General features: G+C 41.8%; 19 protein-coding genes. 9 read left to right on the top strand and 10 right to left on the bottom strand.

Features of this window, described 5'->3' with window-relative positions:
- Nucleotides 1-7: 7 nt before the first annotated feature.
- Entirely contained in the window at nucleotides 8-1,414 is a 1,407-nt protein-coding gene (locus SOO65_RS07450) for a hypothetical protein (RefSeq protein WP_321398932.1), read from the top strand.
- Nucleotides 1,415-1,479: 65 nt separating this feature from the next.
- Nucleotides 1,480-3,327 (top strand): B12-binding domain-containing radical SAM protein, encoded by a 1,848-nt coding sequence (locus SOO65_RS07445; protein ID WP_321398930.1) that lies wholly within the window; start codon nucleotides 1,480-1,482, stop codon nucleotides 3,325-3,327.
- On the opposite strand, the gene SOO65_RS07440 is transcribed toward SOO65_RS07445, so the two are convergent.
- A complete protein-coding gene (locus SOO65_RS07440; protein ID WP_321398928.1) occupies nucleotides 3,324-4,016 on the bottom strand; it encodes a hypothetical protein in 693 nt (230 codons plus the stop codon). The two genes, SOO65_RS07445 and SOO65_RS07440, sit on opposite strands and share 4 nt — an antisense overlap.
- Complete coding sequence (locus tag SOO65_RS07435; protein ID WP_321398926.1) at nucleotides 4,017-4,793, bottom strand: protein-glutamine glutaminase family protein; 777 nt, start codon at nucleotides 4,791-4,793, stop codon at nucleotides 4,017-4,019.
- 129 nt (nucleotides 4,794-4,922) lie between these two features.
- On the opposite strand from SOO65_RS07435, the gene SOO65_RS07430 reads away from it, so the two are divergent.
- From SOO65_RS07430 to SOO65_RS07420, 3 genes are read left to right on the top strand one after another with little or no spacing between them, the layout of a single operon-like run.
- Nucleotides 4,923-5,507: a CBS domain-containing protein gene (locus tag SOO65_RS07430; protein ID WP_321398924.1), complete on the top strand. Its 585-nt coding sequence runs from the start codon at nucleotides 4,923-4,925 to the stop codon at nucleotides 5,505-5,507.
- Nucleotides 5,500-6,507 carry a sodium:calcium antiporter gene (locus tag SOO65_RS07425; protein ID WP_321398922.1) on the top strand — a complete coding sequence of 336 codons (1,008 nt, stop codon included), beginning with the start codon at nucleotides 5,500-5,502 and terminating at the stop codon, nucleotides 6,505-6,507. The genes SOO65_RS07430 and SOO65_RS07425 overlap by 8 nt, the downstream gene beginning before the upstream one ends.
- A gap of 19 nt (nucleotides 6,508-6,526) precedes the next feature.
- Nucleotides 6,527-9,220 carry a cation-translocating P-type ATPase gene (locus SOO65_RS07420; RefSeq protein ID WP_321398920.1) on the top strand — a complete coding sequence of 898 codons (2,694 nt, stop codon included), beginning with the start codon at nucleotides 6,527-6,529 and terminating at the stop codon, nucleotides 9,218-9,220.
- On the opposite strand, the gene SOO65_RS20800 is transcribed toward SOO65_RS07420, so the two are convergent.
- A complete protein-coding gene (locus SOO65_RS20800) occupies nucleotides 9,201-9,599 on the bottom strand; it encodes a cold-shock protein (protein WP_407676990.1) in 399 nt (132 codons plus the stop codon). The two genes, SOO65_RS07420 and SOO65_RS20800, sit on opposite strands and share 20 nt — an antisense overlap.
- Nucleotides 9,580-11,112 (bottom strand): sensor histidine kinase, encoded by a 1,533-nt coding sequence (locus tag SOO65_RS07410; RefSeq protein ID WP_321398918.1) that lies wholly within the window; start codon nucleotides 11,110-11,112, stop codon nucleotides 9,580-9,582. Before SOO65_RS07410 ends, SOO65_RS20800 begins: the two co-directional genes overlap by 20 nt.
- Nucleotides 11,113-11,163: 51 nt before the next feature.
- Between SOO65_RS07410 and SOO65_RS07405 the strand changes: the two genes are divergently transcribed.
- Nucleotides 11,164-11,988 (top strand): MipA/OmpV family protein, encoded by an 825-nt coding sequence (locus SOO65_RS07405; RefSeq protein WP_321398916.1) that lies wholly within the window; start codon nucleotides 11,164-11,166, stop codon nucleotides 11,986-11,988.
- On the opposite strand, the gene SOO65_RS07400 is transcribed toward SOO65_RS07405, so the two are convergent.
- The 4 genes from SOO65_RS07400 to SOO65_RS07385 all read right to left on the bottom strand — a co-directional run bounded on the left by SOO65_RS07400 (nucleotide 11,982) and on the right by SOO65_RS07385 (nucleotide 14,378).
- A complete protein-coding gene (locus tag SOO65_RS07400) occupies nucleotides 11,982-12,365 on the bottom strand; it encodes a DUF488 domain-containing protein (protein WP_321398914.1) in 384 nt (127 codons plus the stop codon). The two genes, SOO65_RS07405 and SOO65_RS07400, sit on opposite strands and share 7 nt — an antisense overlap.
- 2 nt (nucleotides 12,366-12,367) lie before the next feature.
- On the bottom strand, nucleotides 12,368-12,868 hold the full coding sequence (locus SOO65_RS07395) for a hemerythrin domain-containing protein (protein WP_321398912.1): 501 nt from the start codon (nucleotides 12,866-12,868) through the stop codon (nucleotides 12,368-12,370).
- A gap of 112 nt (nucleotides 12,869-12,980) precedes the next feature.
- The gene (locus tag SOO65_RS07390; protein ID WP_321398909.1) at nucleotides 12,981-14,219 is read right to left on the bottom strand and encodes a hypothetical protein; all 1,239 of its coding nucleotides are present in this window, start codon (nucleotides 14,217-14,219) and stop codon (nucleotides 12,981-12,983) included.
- A gap of 12 nt (nucleotides 14,220-14,231) precedes the next feature.
- Nucleotides 14,232-14,378 carry a hypothetical protein gene (locus SOO65_RS07385; protein ID WP_321398908.1) on the bottom strand — a complete coding sequence of 49 codons (147 nt, stop codon included), beginning with the start codon at nucleotides 14,376-14,378 and terminating at the stop codon, nucleotides 14,232-14,234.
- A gap of 269 nt (nucleotides 14,379-14,647) precedes the next feature.
- On the opposite strand from SOO65_RS07385, the gene SOO65_RS07380 reads away from it, so the two are divergent.
- Nucleotides 14,648-15,403 carry a methyltransferase domain-containing protein gene (locus tag SOO65_RS07380; RefSeq protein ID WP_321398906.1) on the top strand — a complete coding sequence of 252 codons (756 nt, stop codon included), beginning with the start codon at nucleotides 14,648-14,650 and terminating at the stop codon, nucleotides 15,401-15,403.
- Here the strand turns inward: SOO65_RS07380 and SOO65_RS07375 are convergent, their stop codons facing one another.
- Nucleotides 15,404-15,877 carry a (R)-mandelonitrile lyase gene (locus SOO65_RS07375; RefSeq protein WP_321398904.1) on the bottom strand — a complete coding sequence of 158 codons (474 nt, stop codon included), beginning with the start codon at nucleotides 15,875-15,877 and terminating at the stop codon, nucleotides 15,404-15,406.
- Nucleotides 15,878-15,981: 104 nt separating this feature from the next.
- Between SOO65_RS07375 and SOO65_RS07370 the strand changes: the two genes are divergently transcribed.
- Together SOO65_RS07370 and SOO65_RS07365 are read left to right on the top strand one after the other, a co-directional pair.
- Nucleotides 15,982-16,734, top strand: coding sequence for an SDR family NAD(P)-dependent oxidoreductase (locus SOO65_RS07370; protein WP_321398902.1), 753 nt, complete (start codon nucleotides 15,982-15,984; stop codon nucleotides 16,732-16,734).
- A gap of 38 nt (nucleotides 16,735-16,772) precedes the next feature.
- Nucleotides 16,773-18,443, top strand: coding sequence for an NAD-dependent malic enzyme (locus SOO65_RS07365; protein WP_321398900.1), 1,671 nt, complete (start codon nucleotides 16,773-16,775; stop codon nucleotides 18,441-18,443).
- Here the strand turns inward: SOO65_RS07365 and SOO65_RS07360 are convergent.
- Complete coding sequence (locus SOO65_RS07360; RefSeq protein WP_321398898.1) at nucleotides 18,433-18,810, bottom strand: CBS domain-containing protein; 378 nt, start codon at nucleotides 18,808-18,810, stop codon at nucleotides 18,433-18,435. The two genes, SOO65_RS07365 and SOO65_RS07360, sit on opposite strands and share 11 nt — an antisense overlap.
- Nucleotides 18,811-18,912 lie beyond the last annotated feature (102 nt).

The raw sequence follows: 18,912 nt of genomic DNA, 5'->3' as shown, positions 1-18,912 counted from the left end.
CAAGGCCATGAAAGCTTATTTTGAAATTTTTAAATCTCAGGGTTTTTGGAGTTCGAAGCCTGAAGATATAGATCGCATTCTCCTATCAAAATCAGATGATCAAATACAAGAACTCGTAGGAGCAATCCAAAAATACTACATTTCAAATGATGTGGAGCCTATTAATGCAGATCATGCTCTCATTACACAAGATATAGACATCTTAAATTGTGACGGTTTTTTGAAGAGAGCATTACTGCTTTATGAAACCATTGTTATACAAGACCCCATTCCTTCATTTGATCCTAGTCTTAAATCTAAAATAGAAATTCGTTCCAATGAAGAAAATCCTCAATATATCAGAAATAAAATCACTTTGTGCCTTAAATGGCTCGTAACGAACGAAAAACTAGTTACAAGCAAGATAATTGTTTTGTCCCCTGAGAAATACATCTCAAAAAATAATGAAGCTGTTCGTTCGTCTCTGATTTACATGGAACAGTTATTACCGGAAGGGCCTACTGACTTGGTAATTAACTCCAACCAGGATTTCCTAAAGTTTTGTTTGGAAAATGCTGATGTTTTCCCCATTACTTTTGAGCCAGATGGTGGCAAGAAACGCCATTGGGATAAATTCGATGTTCCCCACAATATTATATCGATCGATTTCAAAAACGATCCACGTTATGTCCCATCCTCCATTTACCAATTGTTCGAAATAAATAATGTTCCAAAAGATGGAAACAATACCTTTGATATTTTCCTGCCTATGCAAGACCCAGGATTAGTTGAACGCTCTAAGTATGAAAGATGGAGAAACGACTCAATATTAAAAGTGGGGCTTAAAAGAGTTAAATCTTTGGAATATGGATTAAGACTTGCGGAGTTTCAAAATGGTATTCTTTTTACTGAGTCCACATTCGAATGGGGTCTCCTAAATAATTTCATGGCCCATCCTAAGAAAGAAGAAGCAAAATTAGCAAATATCATTTCCAATATGAACCTTCCTTTTTTAGGTAATGTTAAATTTCAAAACATTGTAAAACTCCGCTCAAATGAAGAATCGTTTTTCAACTTTAGAAGTATGATGAAGCAGGCGTGTAAATCGGTTGAATTAACTAAGCCTTCTGACTTTGTCCAAGTAGCCCATGATATTGAGAAGGATCTTATAAGGCCTGAATTTGCGAGAATCAAAGCCGAATATAAATCCATACAAAAAAAGTACTTAAGCTTGGCCACAATTGAAATGGCCACGTTCTATCTTTCAGCAAGTACTGGAGGCTTAAGTTTAATCGCGAGTTTACTGGCCGCGGGAAAAATGGTTCCGGACATAATGAATGATATAAGAGATTATCAGAGAAACAATGTTTATATGTTATGGAAATTAAAAGAGGAAAATTCCAAAGCACATACAGCTTCCAACATTCTTCTATAAGTGCTATTGGCCTAAAGAGGTCTTGCATCTATTAAACTGAGTCAGGATCTGATAAACTTCTTTAAATGAAAATCCTCCTAGCCCTCTCCCCATTGACTCAATTCAATACTCCGTACCCATCTACGGCGTATCTAACGTCTTATCTTGAAAAGCTAGGACATGAGGTCAATCAGGTTGATATAGGGCTTGAACTTATCCTTAAAATCTTCTCTAAGGATGGCCTCAAAGAAATTACAAAGATCATTAGAAAATCCAAGGTCAAAGATCAGCTGTTAGACTTTTATCTCGATGCTCATCAGGAATACGAAAACAACATTGATGCTGTAATCTCATTCCTTCAGAAAGATGAGTCCCCTCTCATTCAAACCATTATTGAGCGTCAGACGATTCCTGAGGGCCCTCGTTTCATGCCACTAGATGACAACCAGGGTGGCGTTCTCGACCTTTATAACGAACTAAACGATAAAGATAAGGCCAAGCACATTTGCAGCCTTTTTATGGATGACCTCGCAGATATCATCCGCATCGGTGTAGATGAGGATTTCGGATTCTCTCGTTATGCCGAGAAAATCGCGCTATCTCTTAATTCATACTCTCCGATTGTTAAGCGTCTTAAAAAGAAAACGATCATTGATGAATGGATTACCGAACTCACGAAGGCAAATCTCGAGAAGTTCCAACCAGACGTCATAGGAGTCTCAGTTCCTTTCCCCGGCAACCTTCTTGGAGCTCTAAGAATTGCTGAGACAACCAAGCAAGTATCTCCAAACGTAAAAGTTCTTCTTGGCGGCGGCTACGTTAATACCGAGCTTCGCTCCCTGGAAGACCCAAGAATTTTTGATGTGATCGATTACATCACTTTCGACGATGGTGAAAAACCTCTAGAACATTTATTGAAATTCATCGAAGCGGGCGATGGTCCTTTACTTCGCACCATGTACCGCAAAGATAACAAAGTTACTTTTGTCTCTTCACCTGAACTCTTCGATATCAAGTTCAAGAACCTTGATGCTCCAAGCTTCAAAGGTCTTGAGATGAATCGCTACGTCTCAATGATGGACAACATGAATCCAACCCAGAGACTTTGGACTGATGGTCGTTGGAATAAAATGATCCTGGCCCACGGATGCTATTGGAAGAAATGTACTTTCTGTGACGTGAGTCTTGATTATATTGGCCGCTACGAGCCAGATACCGCCATAGGCGTGGTTGATAAAATGGAAAAGATCATCCAGGAAACTGGTGTGAACGGTTTCCATTTCGTAGACGAAGCCGCTCCTCCGACACTTCTAAAGGCCATGAGCGAAGAGATCCTCAAAAGAAATCTCAAAGTAACATGGTGGGGTAATATCCGTTTTGATCCATACTTCTCGGCAGAAGTGACTGAGCTCATGAAGAAAGCTGGTTGTATTGCAGTGACGGGTGGTATTGAAGTTGCTTCAGAGCGAGTTTTAAAACTCATCGATAAAGGTATCTCAATCGAGAAGGTCGCGAAGGTCACAAAGAACTTCAAAGACGCTGGCATTTTCGTTCACGCCTATCTTATGTACGGCTTCCCGACTCAAACCATGCAGGAAACCATCGACAGCCTTGAAGTCGTTCGTCAGCTTTTTAAAAAGCACTATCTAAGCTCTGCCTACTGGCATCGCTTTGCACTTACTGCCCACTCTCCAGTGGGACTGAATCCGGGCAAATTCAATGTGAAGATTGTTCCGCAGAAAAAACCTGAACACGGCCTGTTTGCGAACAACGAACTCCCCTTCACTGAAGAGAAGTTCGTCGATCACGATATGCTTGGAGTAGGACTGAGACGAGCGCTTTACAACTACATGTTAGGACAGGGCCTCGACATGGACCTTCGCGATTGGTTTGACGAAAGGGTGCCGAGGCCCAAAGTTGAAATCAACTTCTAATTAATCTTCTTAAGTACGCCGCAAACTACAGGTAAAGAGATATGCGGTTGCTCACCTGGGTGAGCGGCCAGACTAGTTGGAAATGAACTTTGAGGAGCAGTTCCATGAGCGAGAACCACTCTTCCTTCAAAACCAATTCCCTGCCCGTTTGAGAGCTTCATCACATTATCAGAAGGATCTTCATCTGCTTTCCAAAGATCAGCATTGACCTTAGAAAGAGAAACAACCTTCTTATAAGTCATCGCACGGCCTCTAGGATAAAGATCCTTTCCTCCCAATTGCGAATTTAAGTCATCATCAAGTGGCATAAGTGCTGAGCCAACAACTTTCATGGCCTCTTCATAGTCAACAAAGCCGTCTCCGTTTGAATCATCTGCCTGAGTCGGACAACGAGTTCCGATGTGCAGAGTTTGTCTGTGCGGAACTGCCTGATCGTCATCCATTGACGTGCTTACAGAAAGCTGATCCCCCTGCAAGGTAAACATCGCTGACCCATATGGAATGAAACCATTTGAATAAATGTTCACTGGTCTAAGAATGGCGTAGTACGAACCAGGAGCGGCCTCTACCATTTCACGAGCAGCGGCCTGTGTGACACTTCCTCCACCACTACCTGAGCCTCCGCCGTCTTTACCACAGGCCACAAGTCCAAAAAGCGCCATCATGAAAATAATATTTTTTGATTTCATTTATAGACTCCCTTGAAAGAAAGCTCTTGAGCGGGCTGCATTTACACCTGAAACACTCCAACCAGTAATCTGTCTACCATTCTCAAACGCACCGATGTCTTGAGGAATGTAGTAATACATTGGTTCATGCTTAGTGTAGCAATCCTGAGTTTGATCCGCGCCTGCATCGTAGTCATTGAATTTGAAATCAGTCACACATTCACGCTTACTGAACACAAGGTGATTTTTCCACTCAGTGAATGTCACCGGACGATCAAGGAATTGAAAATCCATAACGATCTTCTTACCTGAAGCAGTGGTGTACATAGGAGCTACGTGGAACCACCACTTGTAGCGAGTACGTTTAATATAAGTATCAGTCAGCATAAGAAATGCTTTTTGTGACTTAATACCACTTTTCTGAAACTCATCATACGCCCAGACATGAGCACGGTCCGAACATTCAGACTTTCTTTTAATATACGGATTCATTCTATTAAAGATTTCAGGAATCTGAGCATCAGGAACTACAGTTGGTTCATAGCTCGCACCCGGCTCAACTTGAAATTTATTTTGGACATTTGAAGAAAGTGATTTGGCGGTCATAAGCTTCTTCTCAAAAACGGCCAGCTTATGCCCTTCATTCTGCTCAATGAATTTTACCTCACCTGAATTCATCTTAACTAAATGAGGTTCACCGTCTGTTCCCCTGACGATGGAGTGAACACCATCTCCCATTGTCTCAGCTCTGACTCCCTGGCCGAGAACAAAAAATGCAATGAGCATAAAACTCTTCATGATTACTCCCTAAGTTTAGTGTCATTCGTTAGATCACAACTTCAAACGAAGAGATTTATATCTTAGGGGTAATCATGATCTCAAGATGCCAAAGTGGCACCTTCTAATAGTTTTTCATTGACCGCTTAAATGGTTGAAAAAGAGAAGGTTGGCTTAAGATTTTTTGGAGCGCAAAAAATTGGCCGCACATGTCTAGACTATGTTTTTAATCAACGTACTGTACTTATAACAAGCGAGGTCTCAATGAAGGTTTCCGAATTCATGACAAAGGACGTAATTTATTTAACACCTAAGCACACTGTTGAAGATGCTGCAAAATTAATGCTCGAAAAAAATATAAGTGTCGTACCAATTGTCGATTCGGCCGCCCACTTAATTGGCATCATAACGGAATCTGATTTTGTAGGAAAAGATGCCAACATTCCTCATGCACTTGTGGCCCTTAAAAGATTATTTGGACAAATTTTCTATTCTAATGGAGTGGAAGATATTTTTCAAAAATCGAAGAACGTGCCCCTGGAAAATGTAATGACTAAAAATCCCAAAACGGTCGAACTGGATTACACCCTTGATGATGTCATCAATATGATGATCCACTATAAAATAAAACGACTTCCGGTGATTCAAAACGGTAAGTTGAAAGGAATGGTTACACGCCACGACGTTTTACGAGCATTTACTTTATTGAAGCCCCAACTCGATAGTCATGCGTGAGTCATTGCTGCAATTTGGAATTTCGGCCCTCGTCATCGTTATTGCCGGAACTTTTCTTGTAAAATTTGCCGATAAAATTTCAGAAGTTACTAATCTTGGCCGTTTATTTGTTGGCAGCATCCTGCTAGCGGGTGCGACCTCTCTTCCAGAGTTCCTGGTTGACGTTAGTGCTGTCAGACATCATATGCCTGATATTGCAGTTGGAGATCTGTTTGGAAGTAGTATTTTCAATCTTCTTATTCTTGCAATTGCCGATCTTATCCATAAAGGAACATCGCCCATATTTTCCAGAGCTTCTTCTAAGCATGCCCTCTTGGGTGCTATCAGTATCGGAATTGCTTCAATTGCTGGTCTGGCCATCTTTTTAGAATCTAAATTAGTTATTCCAACTTTTGCAGGAATTGGAATGGGTCCAATTCTTCTCACTATTGCCTATTTTCTGGGTTCTCGCATACTTTACTATGATCAAAAAATTTATGAGGCCAAAGTAGAACATCAACCTAAGATTCAAGACAAAAAGTACCCGGCCATTAAGGCATTTACCGGTTACTTTCTGTCTGCCTTTGTCATTCTCATCGCGGCCCCCTACCTTTCTGAAGCAGCAGGGGAAATAGCCACTCTGAGTGGGCTCGGGAAAACATTTATTGGAACTACGTTAGTTGCTTTTTCAACTTCTCTGCCTGAACTGGTTTCAACAATTGTGGCCATCAGAAATCGGGCCTACGATCTGGCGGTCGGAAACATTTTCGGAAGTAACACCTTAAACATAGTGATCTTGATTCCCTTGGACTTTTTTCATCACGGATCACTTCTTGCTTCCGTATCGCCAAATCACCTCTTAACTTGTATTGCGACCATTCTAATTACTTCAGTGGCCATCGTGGGGCAGCTCTATCAAGTCGAAAAACGAAAACTTCTTATCGAACCGGATGCATTAACCATCATCCTTTTAGTCATACTCACAAATGTTTCACTCTATTTTCTTGGGCAAACTCACTAAATGAGAAAGGAACATACACTTGGAACCATCGACTCTGCTCCCTGACCATGGAACTTCGGCCTGGCATAACATGAATGAAGCCACCTTATTTGATGCTCATCGGAGCGACCTTAAATCTGGGCTATCTTCAGAGGTTGCTAATCAGCGACTTAAGGAATTTGGCAGTAATGAATTGCCTGAACCAAAACATAGAAGTTTGTTTGCTGTATTTATAAAACAATTTCAAAGTCCCCTCATTTATCTCCTTCTCATAGCGGCCTCTATTGCATTTTTTCTGAATAAGATAAGTGATGCTGCCGTCATTCTAACTGTTGTTATGTTGAATTCTTTAATAGGTTCCCTCCAGGAGTCTAAAGCTGAAAGAAGTCTTGAGTCCCTACGAAAACTTGCCAAACTCATGGTAACCGTGCGCCGGGACGGTCAGGAAGTAAGAATCGAAGCACGGGAATTAGTCCCAGGTGATATATTCTTACTAAATGCTGGTGACGCAGTTGGGGCCGACGGAAGGATTATCGAGGCCAGAGATCTATCAGTTGCCGAGTCGGCATTAACCGGAGAATCGTTACCAGTACGAAAGAGCATTTCAGACATACCTGTAGATACCATTCTTGCAGAAAGAACGAATATGGTTTACTCAGGAACCTTTGTCACATCTGGGAGAGGAACGGTCATCGTCGTTGCCACTGGTCAAAACACCGAAGTCGGCAAAATCGCCAAGCTCACCAATGAGAAACAGAACTTACTAACTCCTTTGGAAAATAAAATTTCGCATTTTGGAAGAACAATTATTTATCTTGCTGCAGTTGTATTTTTTCTCATCGTAGGGATTGGAATTCTAAGAGGCCTAGAGCTTTCTGAAATTTTCATGATAGGAGTCAGCCAGATTGTGTCAATGATTCCAGAGGGTCTTCCTGTAGCCATAACAGTCGCTCTGGCAGTTGGAGTCAGAAGGATGGCGGGTAAAAAGGCCATCGTTAGAAAACTGTCTGCGGTGGAAACCTTGGGCTCAACTGACATTATCTGCACAGACAAAACCGGAACACTGACCAAAAATGAGATGACGGTAGAAGCGCTTTATCTTCCATCCGGTATTTCAGTAGATGTGACTGGAGTGGGATATTCACCTTCAGGAGAATTTATAGTCAAAGGAAACTCTCAAAACGAAACTGATAAAGACATAGACCAATTACTTACCGCAGGTGTTTTATGTAATGATGCTAGACTCATTCAAGACGATAAAAATTTATGGAAAATTCTCGGTGACCCTACTGAGGGTGCTCTTCTGACGGTTGCTGCCAAACGAGGTATGCATAAGGAAGAATTTGAAAAAAAATTTCCAAGAAAAGATGAAATACCTTTTGATTCTTCACTCAAATTAATGGCCACAGAACACCAGATAGATGGCAAAATCATCACCTGGATTAAAGGAGCTCCAGAAAAAATTCTGCATATATGTGGCACTGACGAAAGGGCACATTTAGCATCGGAGAAGATGGCCCAGCGAGCCCTTCGGGTTCTGGCCTTTGCAAAAATTGAAGGTCCCATCACCGAAGAAATAAGAGAAGCAACATACAATAAGAACATCGTTTTCCTTGGCCTTGTAGGTCAAATGGATCCTCCAAGACAGGAAGTCCGTGCTGCGATTGAGGAATGTTTAAATGCAGGAATCAGACCGGTTATGGTCACCGGAGATCATAAACATACGGGCCAGGCCATCGGAAAAGTTCTTGGTATAATGAAAAGTGGCGATCAAGCAATAGATGGCGCAGAGTTGGAAATGATGAGCGACGATGAACTGGAAAAACGCATTAATCACATTTCTGTATTCGCTCGAGTACATCCCGATCAAAAACTTAGAATCATCAAGACTTTTCAGAATAAAAAGAACGTTGTTGCGATGACAGGAGACGGGGTGAATGATTCACCAGCTCTGGTAAGAGCGGATGTTGGTGTGGCGATGGGAATTACAGGAACAGATACGGCCAAAGAATCAGCAAAAATTATTATCACCGATGATAATTTTTCCACCATTGTCGAAGCGGTCAAGCAAGGTAGACTCGTTTATCGCAATGTAAAGAAGCTCATCATCTACTTCTTTACCACCAGTATATCCGAATTATTGGTTCTCTTTACTGCTATATTACTTGGTTATCCACCACCTTTAGCGGCGGTACAAATCCTGTGGATTAATCTTGTAACAGATGGCGCCCTCACAGTAACACTCATAATGGAGCCAGAGGAAGGAGATGAAATGAAACAGCGCCCAGTTCCACGAGAAGAACCTTTGATTGACCGACATTTTTTACGTCGAATGTCTCTGTTATCACCAACCATCGCCTTAACGACCTTAGGATATTTTTTCTATTCCTTAGAAATGGGATTTCCATTTGTGGAAGTACAATCTCAGACGTTTACACTTCTCGCTGTAGCACAATGGTTTAATGCGCTCAATTGCCGTTCAGATAAGCATTCAGTTTTCCGAATGAGTCTTCTAAGCAACAAATGGTTAATTGGGGGACTTCTGACAGGATTTTTGTTACAAGCCCTAGTGATTTATGCACCGTTCATGAATAAACTTTTTTATACAACACCCATTGCTTTTAGAGACGTCCTAACTATTGGAGTTATCGGAAGTTTGGTTCTCTGGGTAGAGGAGATAAGAAAACTTGTACTGAGACGAAAGGCCGGCCCCGCTAAGATTCTACAATCCTAAGTCGAATGGCAATTGGCCCCTTAGGCCCTTCGCTAATTTGAAAAGCAACGGTATCACCTTCCTGAGGAATACCTTCAGCACATGCAGTCTTATGAAAGAACAGGTCTTCCATCTCTTCATCAGGTTGAATAAAACCAAAACCTTTCTCTGAGTTGAAGAATTTCACCACACCCATGAAGAAGTCACCTTGGTCTTGCTTTACTTGAGCTTCACCCCAGATGATTTCATGAATTTTAACGACTTTCTCCCCTTTATGAATGCGCTCGAGTTGAGTAATGACCGCCTTCTCTGAATGATTATCAACCAGCATGTCCTTACGCTTACGATTGGTCGTTTTGGTCATGTCGTACTTAACGAATTCAACTTTTACTTTGCTCATTATGGGTCCCTGTCGATTTTTGTTTAAAGATACCATCAAATGTCTGAGATGGCCTCAAGACAGGGAGAAAAATTTGAAAATCTGAGCCCTCGCCAGGAGTGCTCTTCACTTGGATCTTCCCATCATGGAGATGGATGATCTCACGGGAAATAAAAAGGCCAAGACCAAGCCCTTTGGCGTCCCCCTCATTCTTCGCTCTTTCAAACTTATCAAAGATCTTCTCGGCAAATTCAGGGGGAATTCCCTTACCGTGATCACGAATACTCACCATCGCCATGTCCTCATATTCGCGGATACTGACCTCAATCGGTTTTCCAGGTGCGTATTTAGCGGCATTGATAAGAATATTAGTGAAGACCTGCTCTAATCTGAATCTGTCCCAATTGCCTTCATATTCTTCCATGAAATGATAAAAAACCGGACATCCGGCCGATTCCAGCATTGGAAGAAGTCTTTCAATCACTTCACTCAGGATGGTTGATAGTTCAGCGTTCTCTTTTTGAAGAGTTAATTTGCCAGAATCCATTCGTGAGACATCAAGCATGTCATCCACTAGCCTATTGATCCTTTCTACATTCTTTCCGGTTCGTGAAAGCATGCCTTCCATCTTATTCAAATCAACGTCCTGCTTTTTGATCGATCTCATGATGAGATCATTTTGAAGTTTTATGGAAGTAAGTGGCGCTTTGAGTTCATGGCTTGCCAAAGAAACAAAGTGATCACGGATTCTGATTGATGACTCCAGAGTTTCGTTTTCCTTTTGCTTTGTCATAATGGCGAGCTCAAGATTTGTTCCAGTAATCGCAAAACCAAGTATAAGAATGGTGGCAATGATAACAGATCCGGCCAAGCCATCGGCAGCTAGTAAGTGAGTCGGATTTACAATGACATGAGACTGAACTTTATGAAGATACATCGCCGCCATGGCCGTGTAGTGCATTCCTGCGATTGCAATTCCAAGAATAATCCCGGCCATTACCCGATAGATAAAACCTTTAAAGGAATAATCCCTCTTCAAGAGAAAAGCAAAATGAAGTCCTAGGCCAGATGCCAGGATCGATATGACAATGGAAAGAATAACGAGAAAATAGTTCCAAGTGATTCCAGCCTCCATCTTCATCGCCTTAATTGCTATGAAATGCATGCTCGAAATCGCCGCACCCATCACACAACTACCGACGAGATAACTTTGAATAGTCGGTTTCCCGGTACTGACAATAAGAAGGGATAACAATGAGCCAAAGACAGACGCGGCCATAGAAAGACCTAAAAGTGGAACATCATAGTAGAAAGTAAGTCCTTCGACTTTAAAGGCAAGCATAGCAACAAAGTGCATACTCCAGATGCCAACCCCCATCGCAAATGAACCACCAGCAAGCCAAAACCAGCGGATTCGTCCTTTCACGGTAGAAACAGCGTTAGAGAGATCGAGCGCAGTATAAGAAGCAAACATCGCGATAATTACTGAAAGGACCATCAAGAATATGTCATGCTCATGATGCAAGTGTGACATAACAAAAATTATAGAAAAGACATACTGCAAATGCATGTTAAGATATTTGAAATGATTTTGATCACATTGGTTTTATTCCTACTGTCGCCTCTCTATGCCAGTTTGCATCCCGTGCAATCAAATAAGCCATTATATGAATTCGGAGTTATTGGTGGTTCAGCATTTGTTCCTGACTATCCGGCCTCTGATCAAGGTCGTCTGAGATATCTTGCTGTTCCTCAAGTGAGATACAGAGGGCTCAGACTTCGTTCCGACGAAGAAGATAGTATGAAGGCAAGAATTCTCCATAATACCGTTTACGGATTTGATCTGAGCGGTGGTGGTGCATTTTCAGCGAATTCAGATAAGAACGACGCTCGAAAAGGCATGAATGATCTCGATTGGGTGGGAGAACTGGGCCCGAGGTTTTATATCTTTCTGGTTCGCACGGAAAGACTATGGGTAAGACTGTTTTTCCCAGTTCGGATTGCGGCCTCAACAGATTTGAGTAGCGTCACTTATCAAGGCCTGGTCTTTGCACCATCATTCAATACCCGTTACTACTTTGACGACAGTAAGTTCAATTCAATCATTTTGAGTCTGACAAGAACACATACAACTCATCAGATGCAGGAGTTTTATTTTGAAGTTGATCGAAAATACGCAACTGCTGAGAGACCAGAGTATGATGCAGGATCAGGCTATATGTCTTCATCCGCGGCCCTTGCCTACATCTATGAAAAAGACCAAATTGGAATCTATGGTGGTTTTGGACTAAATAGCTTTAAGGGCAATGCGAATGCCGGTTCTCCACTCTATAAAGCTGATTATACCTATTCGGCCTTCGTCGGCTTCAGTTATCTCTTCTACCAATCAAAGGAACGAGGGTATCAGTAAACATCGGCCTTACGCTCTTTAAGAATGTCTCTCAAAATTGATCTATGACATCGCTCTTCATTCTCACAATAGCATCCCACTGAGAAATTTGTTTCATGAGACATGGCGGCCAGAAGATCGAGGACATGGGAAGCATCGGGCCTTTTCATCTGGGCACGATAATTCCTTTCAAAAGACCTCCATTCTTTCGGAGTAACCGCATGCAGACCTTTCTTCACCAATTCAGGTGATGGTGAAAGGATTGGCATCCATACATCATAGAAGTTTCTTCTGGAAAATTCGGATTTAGGCACTCCTCGGGGAGGTCTTCGAACCGTTCCCAGTCGAAGACCTTCTTTTTTGGCGCGAGGTGATCCAAGTTGAACAATACGGATCATGCTTAAGGAGAAAGTGAATGAGAAGGTGCCTGCTTAGGTATTTTCCCCGCTTGCAGAATATTTAAAAACTTCTCTTTAAGTTCCAGGAAGTTCTCACCCATCTCAACCGCTAGTTCAGAATCGAACGACTTCTGAGCTTTCTTAAACATGTTCTCTTCTTCTTCCTTAATGTGATGTTCAACAACTTCTTTAAGAACTGACATCAAGGCGGTCCAACGCTTATCACTAGGTTCAGTCTTATCAAGCTCCTTAATCAGGCGATCGGCCACGCCGTGCTCTTCATAGCCTTCATAGGCAAGATCATCGGCCTCTTTGACTTCAGAAAGTTTCAAAGACTCATAAAAGATTTTCTCCTCTGCACGAGTGTGAGGAATCAGAGCTTCTTTAAGTTTAGTAAATAAAGTCGTTCTTTCTTTTTGAGAGCGCTCTGTCGTATCCTCAAGTTTCTTTAAAAGAGTTTTGACAGTTTTGTGGTCGTCTTTAAGAAGTTGGTAAATTTCCATCTGAACCTCCTCATTTGATAAAAATTATTTTAGAGGATTCTTCAGCGTCATTTACCTTGAGTTTTCCTGAAAAGCGCCCCGACAGACTAAGTCTGTCAGGGCAACCATTTATTTAATATCCATTAACGTCTGAACCAACAAAACTACATACACCTGTTTTACCAACAAGATATCCAGTGCTCGATGGAGTACAGATTCCGAACAGGTTTGTCGGATCAACGATTCTCTGAACCGCGAGATTTTGCGGTCCACCAACTTCACCTGAACCAACTGAGAGATAACCATACTGTAAAAGAACGGGAGGAATGTCCGCATCGTTCTCATCCACACACTCAACAGAGGCAACTTGGGAAACTTCCTGAATGACATCGCTAAAGAGGTTGAAACCAACAGGGTTACAGTTGTTTTCATCCATACAGGAAGAAATATTTGGATAGGCCACCTTACCAGTCACATCATCAAAGTATGTAATGAAGTTAATACTATTTGTAGGTAGCGAAGAAGCAAAAGGCACACTCGTCACGTAAGCATTACTTTGACCACTACAGAAACCTTGTGAATGAGTACCCGGATATTCTGACGACATCACAGACAATAGAGTCTTATCATTACTAAAAATCATGCTCACATCAGTCGCGCCATTGGTGTCCCACTTACCAAGGTGAATCGCTGCCCCTGGTTTTCCCATCACAATTTTTACTGCCGGTGCAGTGGTTACTTCGCCAGTATCAGCATTAATGATCACTCCATTAAGCATATCCATTAAAAAGCTGATCTGAAGTTTAATAGGTGCGCCCATTCCCAGGTCTAATTCTCCAGTGTTGATATTGATCTTACCTTCAGATGAGTAAATATCGTCACCGATCTCACATGTATTCGTACCTGGACCGACTACACACAAGGGCTTTTTAAAATAAGTCGAGGTACACCACTGTGATTGGCCACCCATGATTAATTGAATGGGATGAACTGCACCTGGATTGACCGTGCTAACGGTCCCATTTGCTTGACCATAAATCAAATCTCCCTGATCTATATTAGTTCCATCGCGACCGTTATATTTCTCGCCATTGAAAGTCATCGACACTGTAGTTGAAAAGCAAAGACTAATAGACTTATAGCGACCAAAACCTACAGTCACATCATTGATCTCGGCGTTTCCAAAATCGGGATCGGATTTTCTAAACGTATGTTGAATTGGATCTCGAAACAATCCATAGTTATCATCATTAAACATAGTCAACTGAGCTGAATTGAAAGTGTATGTAACTGAAGTTGGAGTTACGGGCCCCTTCTCCTGGGCCAGTGCAGTCATTGAAGTAAAAACGAGTAATGCCAAAAATTTATTCATGTAATTTCCTCCTTAAAATTTACTTGCTTTAACTTTTACGGCGATTCCCGCCGGGGCACTGCTGCTCTTCTTCTTCTCTTCCTTGACACAAGAGACGGTGAAACTAAGAAGTGTAACGATGATCAAAAACATTCCCATTTTTAAGAAAATCGAATTCAAAATTGGCCTCCTCATGAGGGTTAATAGAGTTTGGCCGAATCAGACAAGCGCACGCACGACTACCTCACAGTGGTTTAATTGCTCCTTGGAAATAAATAGAATTGGGAGTGTGAGAGAAGTGAATGACGACCTGGAAATTCGGTCGAAGACCATTGAGCAAGTGGAATGCCAAACTGTAGATCAGTAAATCAGGGTCTTATTAAGAAAAATTTGTCTAATTCTTGTACACTGTAAAAGAAACTTTAAAAAACTATAATGAGAGCACCATTATGAGCAAAGATTCATGGGCCCCCAATCAATACGAAAAGTTTAAAGATCAACGTTCAGAACCGTTCTATGATCTCATGTCACTACTAAACAAAGTCGATTCTCCAAGCATCGTTGATCTAGGATGTGGCACAGGGGAACTAACTGCTGAACTTCATAAAAAGATGAATGCTAAACAAACGTTTGGAATAGATTCATCTGAAAAGATGTTGGAGAAAGCGCGAGCATTCCAGACTGACTATTTAAAGTTTGAACTTGGCAATATCGCATCTTGGAATCCTGGTAAGCAATTTGACATTATTTTCTCAAACGCGGCCCTGCAGTGGTGTGGAGATCATCCTGCTCTTTTTCAAAATATTTCCAAGAATATCTCACAAGGTGGTCAGCTAGCAGTTCAGATGCCCATGAATCACGACTATCCTACTCACACGATTGCTGATGAACTCAGCCGAGAGTTAGGTTATGAATCAAGAGAACATCCACTACTCTTAGTTGAAGATTATGCTAGCTTATTATTCAAACTTGGATTCAAAGAACAGAAAGTTCAGTTGCGAGTTTATGGACATATACTGAATTCCCGCGAAGAAGTTATTGAATGGGTAAAAGGCAGTATGCTGACTTATTACCAAAGTCGCCTGAAAGAAGATCAATTCAAAAATTTTATGACTGAATATAGAGAGCGATTGTTCAAGGTATTGCCTGATGACAAACCTTACTTCTATCCCTTCAAAAGAATTTTCATCTGGGGTCGAAAGTAATTATTTGTTTTTTACTTCCTTGTATTCAGCATCCGTGACCTTCTCCATCCATTCCACGACTTTTCCATCAAGGCTTTCTTGAATCGCGAGATGAGTCATGCTTGAACGTTGGCCAGCACCATGCCAGTGCTTCACTCCTGGAGGAGTCCACACCACATCTCCTTTTTTAATTCTATGTACTTTACCATCCTTCTCTTGAACATAACCTTCTCCATCTGTAACAATCAAAGTCTGACCAAGAGGATGAGAATGCCAAGCCGTCCTCGCACCAGCTTCAAACTTCACTGAGGCTCCTTGTGTCCGTGCAGGCACAGGAGAAGTAAATAAAGGTTTAATAGTGGCCTTTCCTGTGAAGTAGGCCTCGGGACCTTTTTGTTCCTCGCGAGATTTTTCTTTCGTGATCGATATGTCTTCTGCATAAGAAAGATTTAATGTCAGACAAACAGCAACCGCTAAAATTTGGTATGCTTTCATAACGTCACCTCATAGAGATTTTAAACTACCCGCTGCAAGAAGCGAGGGTCTGAGCAGCAGAAGACCTATTGCAGCTAACGCGCTTACCACGATACAATTGGCCCATGAAAAAAATATTTATAACTGGCTCTACGACAGGTCTCGGATTTCTTGCAGGCAACTCTCTTCTTGAGAAAGGCCACCAGGTGGTTCTTCATGCCCGCAGTGAGAAATCAGCGCAAGAAGCAAAAAAGAAAATTGGAAAAGATGTTCCGTTTGTGATCGGAGATGTTTCAACTCTTGATGAAATAAAGTCTGTCGCCAAACAGGCCAATGCTTTAGGTCCATTCGATGCCATCATTCATAACGTTGGTATCTATGAAACGAATGCTGAAGTTGTAACAAGAGACGGCCTTCGTACTATGTTCGCGGTGAACGTTCTCACTCCATTTGTTCTTAGCACTCTTTTAGCGCGACCAGAACGAATGGTGTTTCTTTCCTCAGGTATGCACCAAAGTGGTGAATTCAATATGACAGATCCTCAATGGGAAAAACGACTTTGGAACTATACTCAGGCCTATAGCGATTCAAAACTTTATGATCTCATGCTCACTAAATACTTTGCTCGAAACTGGCCAGGTACTTATGTTAATGCTGTAGATCCTGGTTGGGTCCCTACAAGAATGGGAGGGGCTGGTGCTCCAGATAATTTGATGAAAGGAGCAGAAACTCAGATTTGGCTAGCAATCAGTAATGATCCTGAGGCCTTAGTAACTGGTAAGTACTTCCATCACAAGGAACAACGTAAATCAAATTCATTGGCGGACTCTGAAAGAAATCAAGACGAGTTGGTTTCTTACCTGCGAAAAATTTCATAAGATAGCCTCATCGATTTTATAGTCTAAAAGGCGGATATATGACTTTCTCCACTCGCCCGGTAAAGATCCCTTACTACGGCACAAATCTTTTAGAGATGTCTCTTTTAAATAAGGGCACTGGATTCACTGAACAAGAACGCCATGATCTTAAACTCCATGGTCTCGTTCCTTCTGCATTTGAAACAATTGAAGAACAAGAAGTAAGAATTGCAGCTCAATATGCTCTTTTAAAAGAAGACCTTGAAAGACATATCTTTCTAAGAAACTTGCAAGATACTAACGAGACACTTTTTTATCACTTCGTGAAAAAGCACCTTGCTGAAATGCTTCCGATCATCTACACCCCAACAGTTGGTGAGGCCTGTCAGCATTTCTCAAATATCTATCGCGCTTCTCGCGGTATTTTCATTTCGTATCCGAACAAAGATCGCATCGACGAGATGCTGAGCAATGTGACCAAACAAAAAGTGAAAGTCATTGTGGTTACTGATGGTGAACGTATTCTGGGTCTTGGGGACCAAGGTATCGGTGGCATGGGCATTTCTATCGGTAAACTTTCCCTCTACACTTCATGCGGTGGGATTAGCCCGGCCTACACTCTTCCGATCGTCCTTGATGTTGGTACGAATAACGATCAACTTCTGAAAGATCCTCTTTATATGGGTTGGAGGCATCAACGTGTGACTGGTTCAGAGTATGAATCCTTCATCGATGCTTTCATTAAGGCGGTTAAACGTCGCTGGCCAAATGTTCTTCTTCAATTTGAAGACTTCGCTCAGCACAACGCTCTTCCAATCTTAAAGAAATATCGCAAAAAACTTTGCTGTTTCAATGACGATATTCAAGGGACCGCTGCTGTGACACTCGGTTGTCTAATGGCCGCTTGTCGCGCCGTTGGAGATCAACTCAAAGATCAGCGAATTGTTTTCCTAGGTGCTGGTTCCGCTGGAGCTGGTATTGCGGAGAAAATTATCTCTCGTATGAAAGTTGAAGGTCTTAGTGATGAAGAGGCCCGCGCACGAGTCTACATGGTAGATCGTTACGGTCTTATCACAGATACAATGCCTAACCTTCTTGATTTCCAACAAGCACTTGCTCAGAAGAGCGAGGGCCATGTATGGATTAAAGATCAGGCGAATATTTCTCTTCTTGATACGGTTAAGAACGTGAGGCCTACAATCTTAATCGGTGTTTCTGGTCAGCCTGGATTATTCACTGAAGAGATCATCAAGACGATGCATGCTCATTGCTCTCGACCAATCATTATGCCTCTCTCGAATCCGACATCTCGAGTTGAAGCTCAGCCGGTAAATATCATTGAATGGACAAATGGCTCAGCACTTGTGGCGACGGGTAGTCCGTTCATGCCAGTTGAATTCAATGGAAGAACTTATCCAATTGCTCAATGTAATAACTCTTATATCTTCCCAGGTATTGGACTTGGAGTTCTTGCCAGTGGAGCAAAAGAAGTGACGGATGAAATGCTCATGGCCGCATCTGAAGCGCTTTCTGAGATGTCACCATTAGGTAACAAGACTGGAAATAATCTTCTTCCAGTTGTTGAAGATATTCAGAAAGTATCTCGCGCGATTGCTCTTAAAGTTGGATTGGCTGCCAAGACTAAGAGTGAGAAGGACCTACTTAAGGCCATCGACGACAACTTCTGGATGCCGGTCTATAGAACGTTCGAACCGAAAGTCATTCCTTAAAGTTGGATTTGATATCGTTAAGGGAAATAAGTCCGCAGTAATTACCATTACGATCTACAACAGGTGCCGATTCTACATTGTTATGCTCAAGGACAGTTAAGCAATCCTCCAACTCCATTTGAGCATTAATGATGACCGGCACCTTATGCATACAATCAATGACATCTATTTGCGATGGGTCAGCTCCACTACCACACTTCGAAAAGATATCACGTCCCGAAACGGCACCTATTAACTTTTTATTCTTATCAACGATGAAAATTTCTGAGCAATTATTCTCTGCAAGGATATTACAAACATCTTTCAAAGATTCTGCAGATGAACAACATGGGTAACTATTTGTCATGAATTCTTCGACTGTTTCCATAGGAAAATTATATTAAGAACTTTGCCTCAATGGGGCCTAATTTATAGTTAAGAAGCTTTTTAATCAGTATGCAGGAAACGGGATGGATGTGACTATTTATGC

The sequence above is a fragment of the Peredibacter starrii genome, from assembly GCF_034259205.1.
Lineage (GTDB): Bacteria > Bdellovibrionota > Bacteriovoracia > Bacteriovoracales > Bacteriovoracaceae > Peredibacter > Peredibacter starrii.
This window is presented reverse-complemented; position numbering and strand designations above follow the sequence as displayed.

What these genes read in the sequence shown, in the direction of transcription:
- SOO65_RS07410 (WP_321398918.1), bottom strand. Translation starts at nt 11,112, where the DNA reads ATGTCACACTTGCATCATGAGCATGACATATTCTTGATGGTCCTTTCA.
- SOO65_RS20800 (WP_407676990.1), bottom strand. Translation starts at nt 9,599, where the DNA reads ATGAGCAAAGTAAAAGTTGAATTCGTTAAGTACGACATGACCAAAACG.
- SOO65_RS07395 (WP_321398912.1), bottom strand. Translation starts at nt 12,868, where the DNA reads ATGGAAATTTACCAACTTCTTAAAGACGACCACAAAACTGTCAAAACT.
- SOO65_RS07380 (WP_321398906.1), top strand. Translation starts at nt 14,648, where the DNA reads ATGAGCAAAGATTCATGGGCCCCCAATCAATACGAAAAGTTTAAAGAT.
- SOO65_RS07390 (WP_321398909.1), bottom strand. Translation starts at nt 14,219, where the DNA reads ATGAATAAATTTTTGGCATTACTCGTTTTTACTTCAATGACTGCACTG.
- SOO65_RS07405 (WP_321398916.1), top strand. Translation starts at nt 11,164, where the DNA reads ATGATTTTGATCACATTGGTTTTATTCCTACTGTCGCCTCTCTATGCC.
- SOO65_RS07375 (WP_321398904.1), bottom strand. Translation starts at nt 15,877, where the DNA reads ATGAAAGCATACCAAATTTTAGCGGTTGCTGTTTGTCTGACATTAAAT.
- SOO65_RS07365 (WP_321398900.1), top strand. Translation starts at nt 16,773, where the DNA reads ATGACTTTCTCCACTCGCCCGGTAAAGATCCCTTACTACGGCACAAAT.
- SOO65_RS07370 (WP_321398902.1), top strand. Translation starts at nt 15,982, where the DNA reads ATGAAAAAAATATTTATAACTGGCTCTACGACAGGTCTCGGATTTCTT.
- SOO65_RS07430 (WP_321398924.1), top strand. Translation starts at nt 4,923, where the DNA reads ATGGTTGAAAAAGAGAAGGTTGGCTTAAGATTTTTTGGAGCGCAAAAA.
- SOO65_RS07440 (WP_321398928.1), bottom strand. Translation starts at nt 4,016, where the DNA reads ATGAAATCAAAAAATATTATTTTCATGATGGCGCTTTTTGGACTTGTG.
- SOO65_RS07400 (WP_321398914.1), bottom strand. Translation starts at nt 12,365, where the DNA reads ATGATCCGTATTGTTCAACTTGGATCACCTCGCGCCAAAAAAGAAGGT.
- SOO65_RS07360 (WP_321398898.1), bottom strand. Translation starts at nt 18,810, where the DNA reads ATGGAAACAGTCGAAGAATTCATGACAAATAGTTACCCATGTTGTTCA.
- SOO65_RS07435 (WP_321398926.1), bottom strand. Translation starts at nt 4,793, where the DNA reads ATGAAGAGTTTTATGCTCATTGCATTTTTTGTTCTCGGCCAGGGAGTC.
- SOO65_RS07450 (WP_321398932.1), top strand. Translation starts at nt 8, where the DNA reads ATGAAAGCTTATTTTGAAATTTTTAAATCTCAGGGTTTTTGGAGTTCG.
- SOO65_RS07425 (WP_321398922.1), top strand. Translation starts at nt 5,500, where the DNA reads ATGCGTGAGTCATTGCTGCAATTTGGAATTTCGGCCCTCGTCATCGTT.
- SOO65_RS07445 (WP_321398930.1), top strand. Translation starts at nt 1,480, where the DNA reads ATGAAAATCCTCCTAGCCCTCTCCCCATTGACTCAATTCAATACTCCG.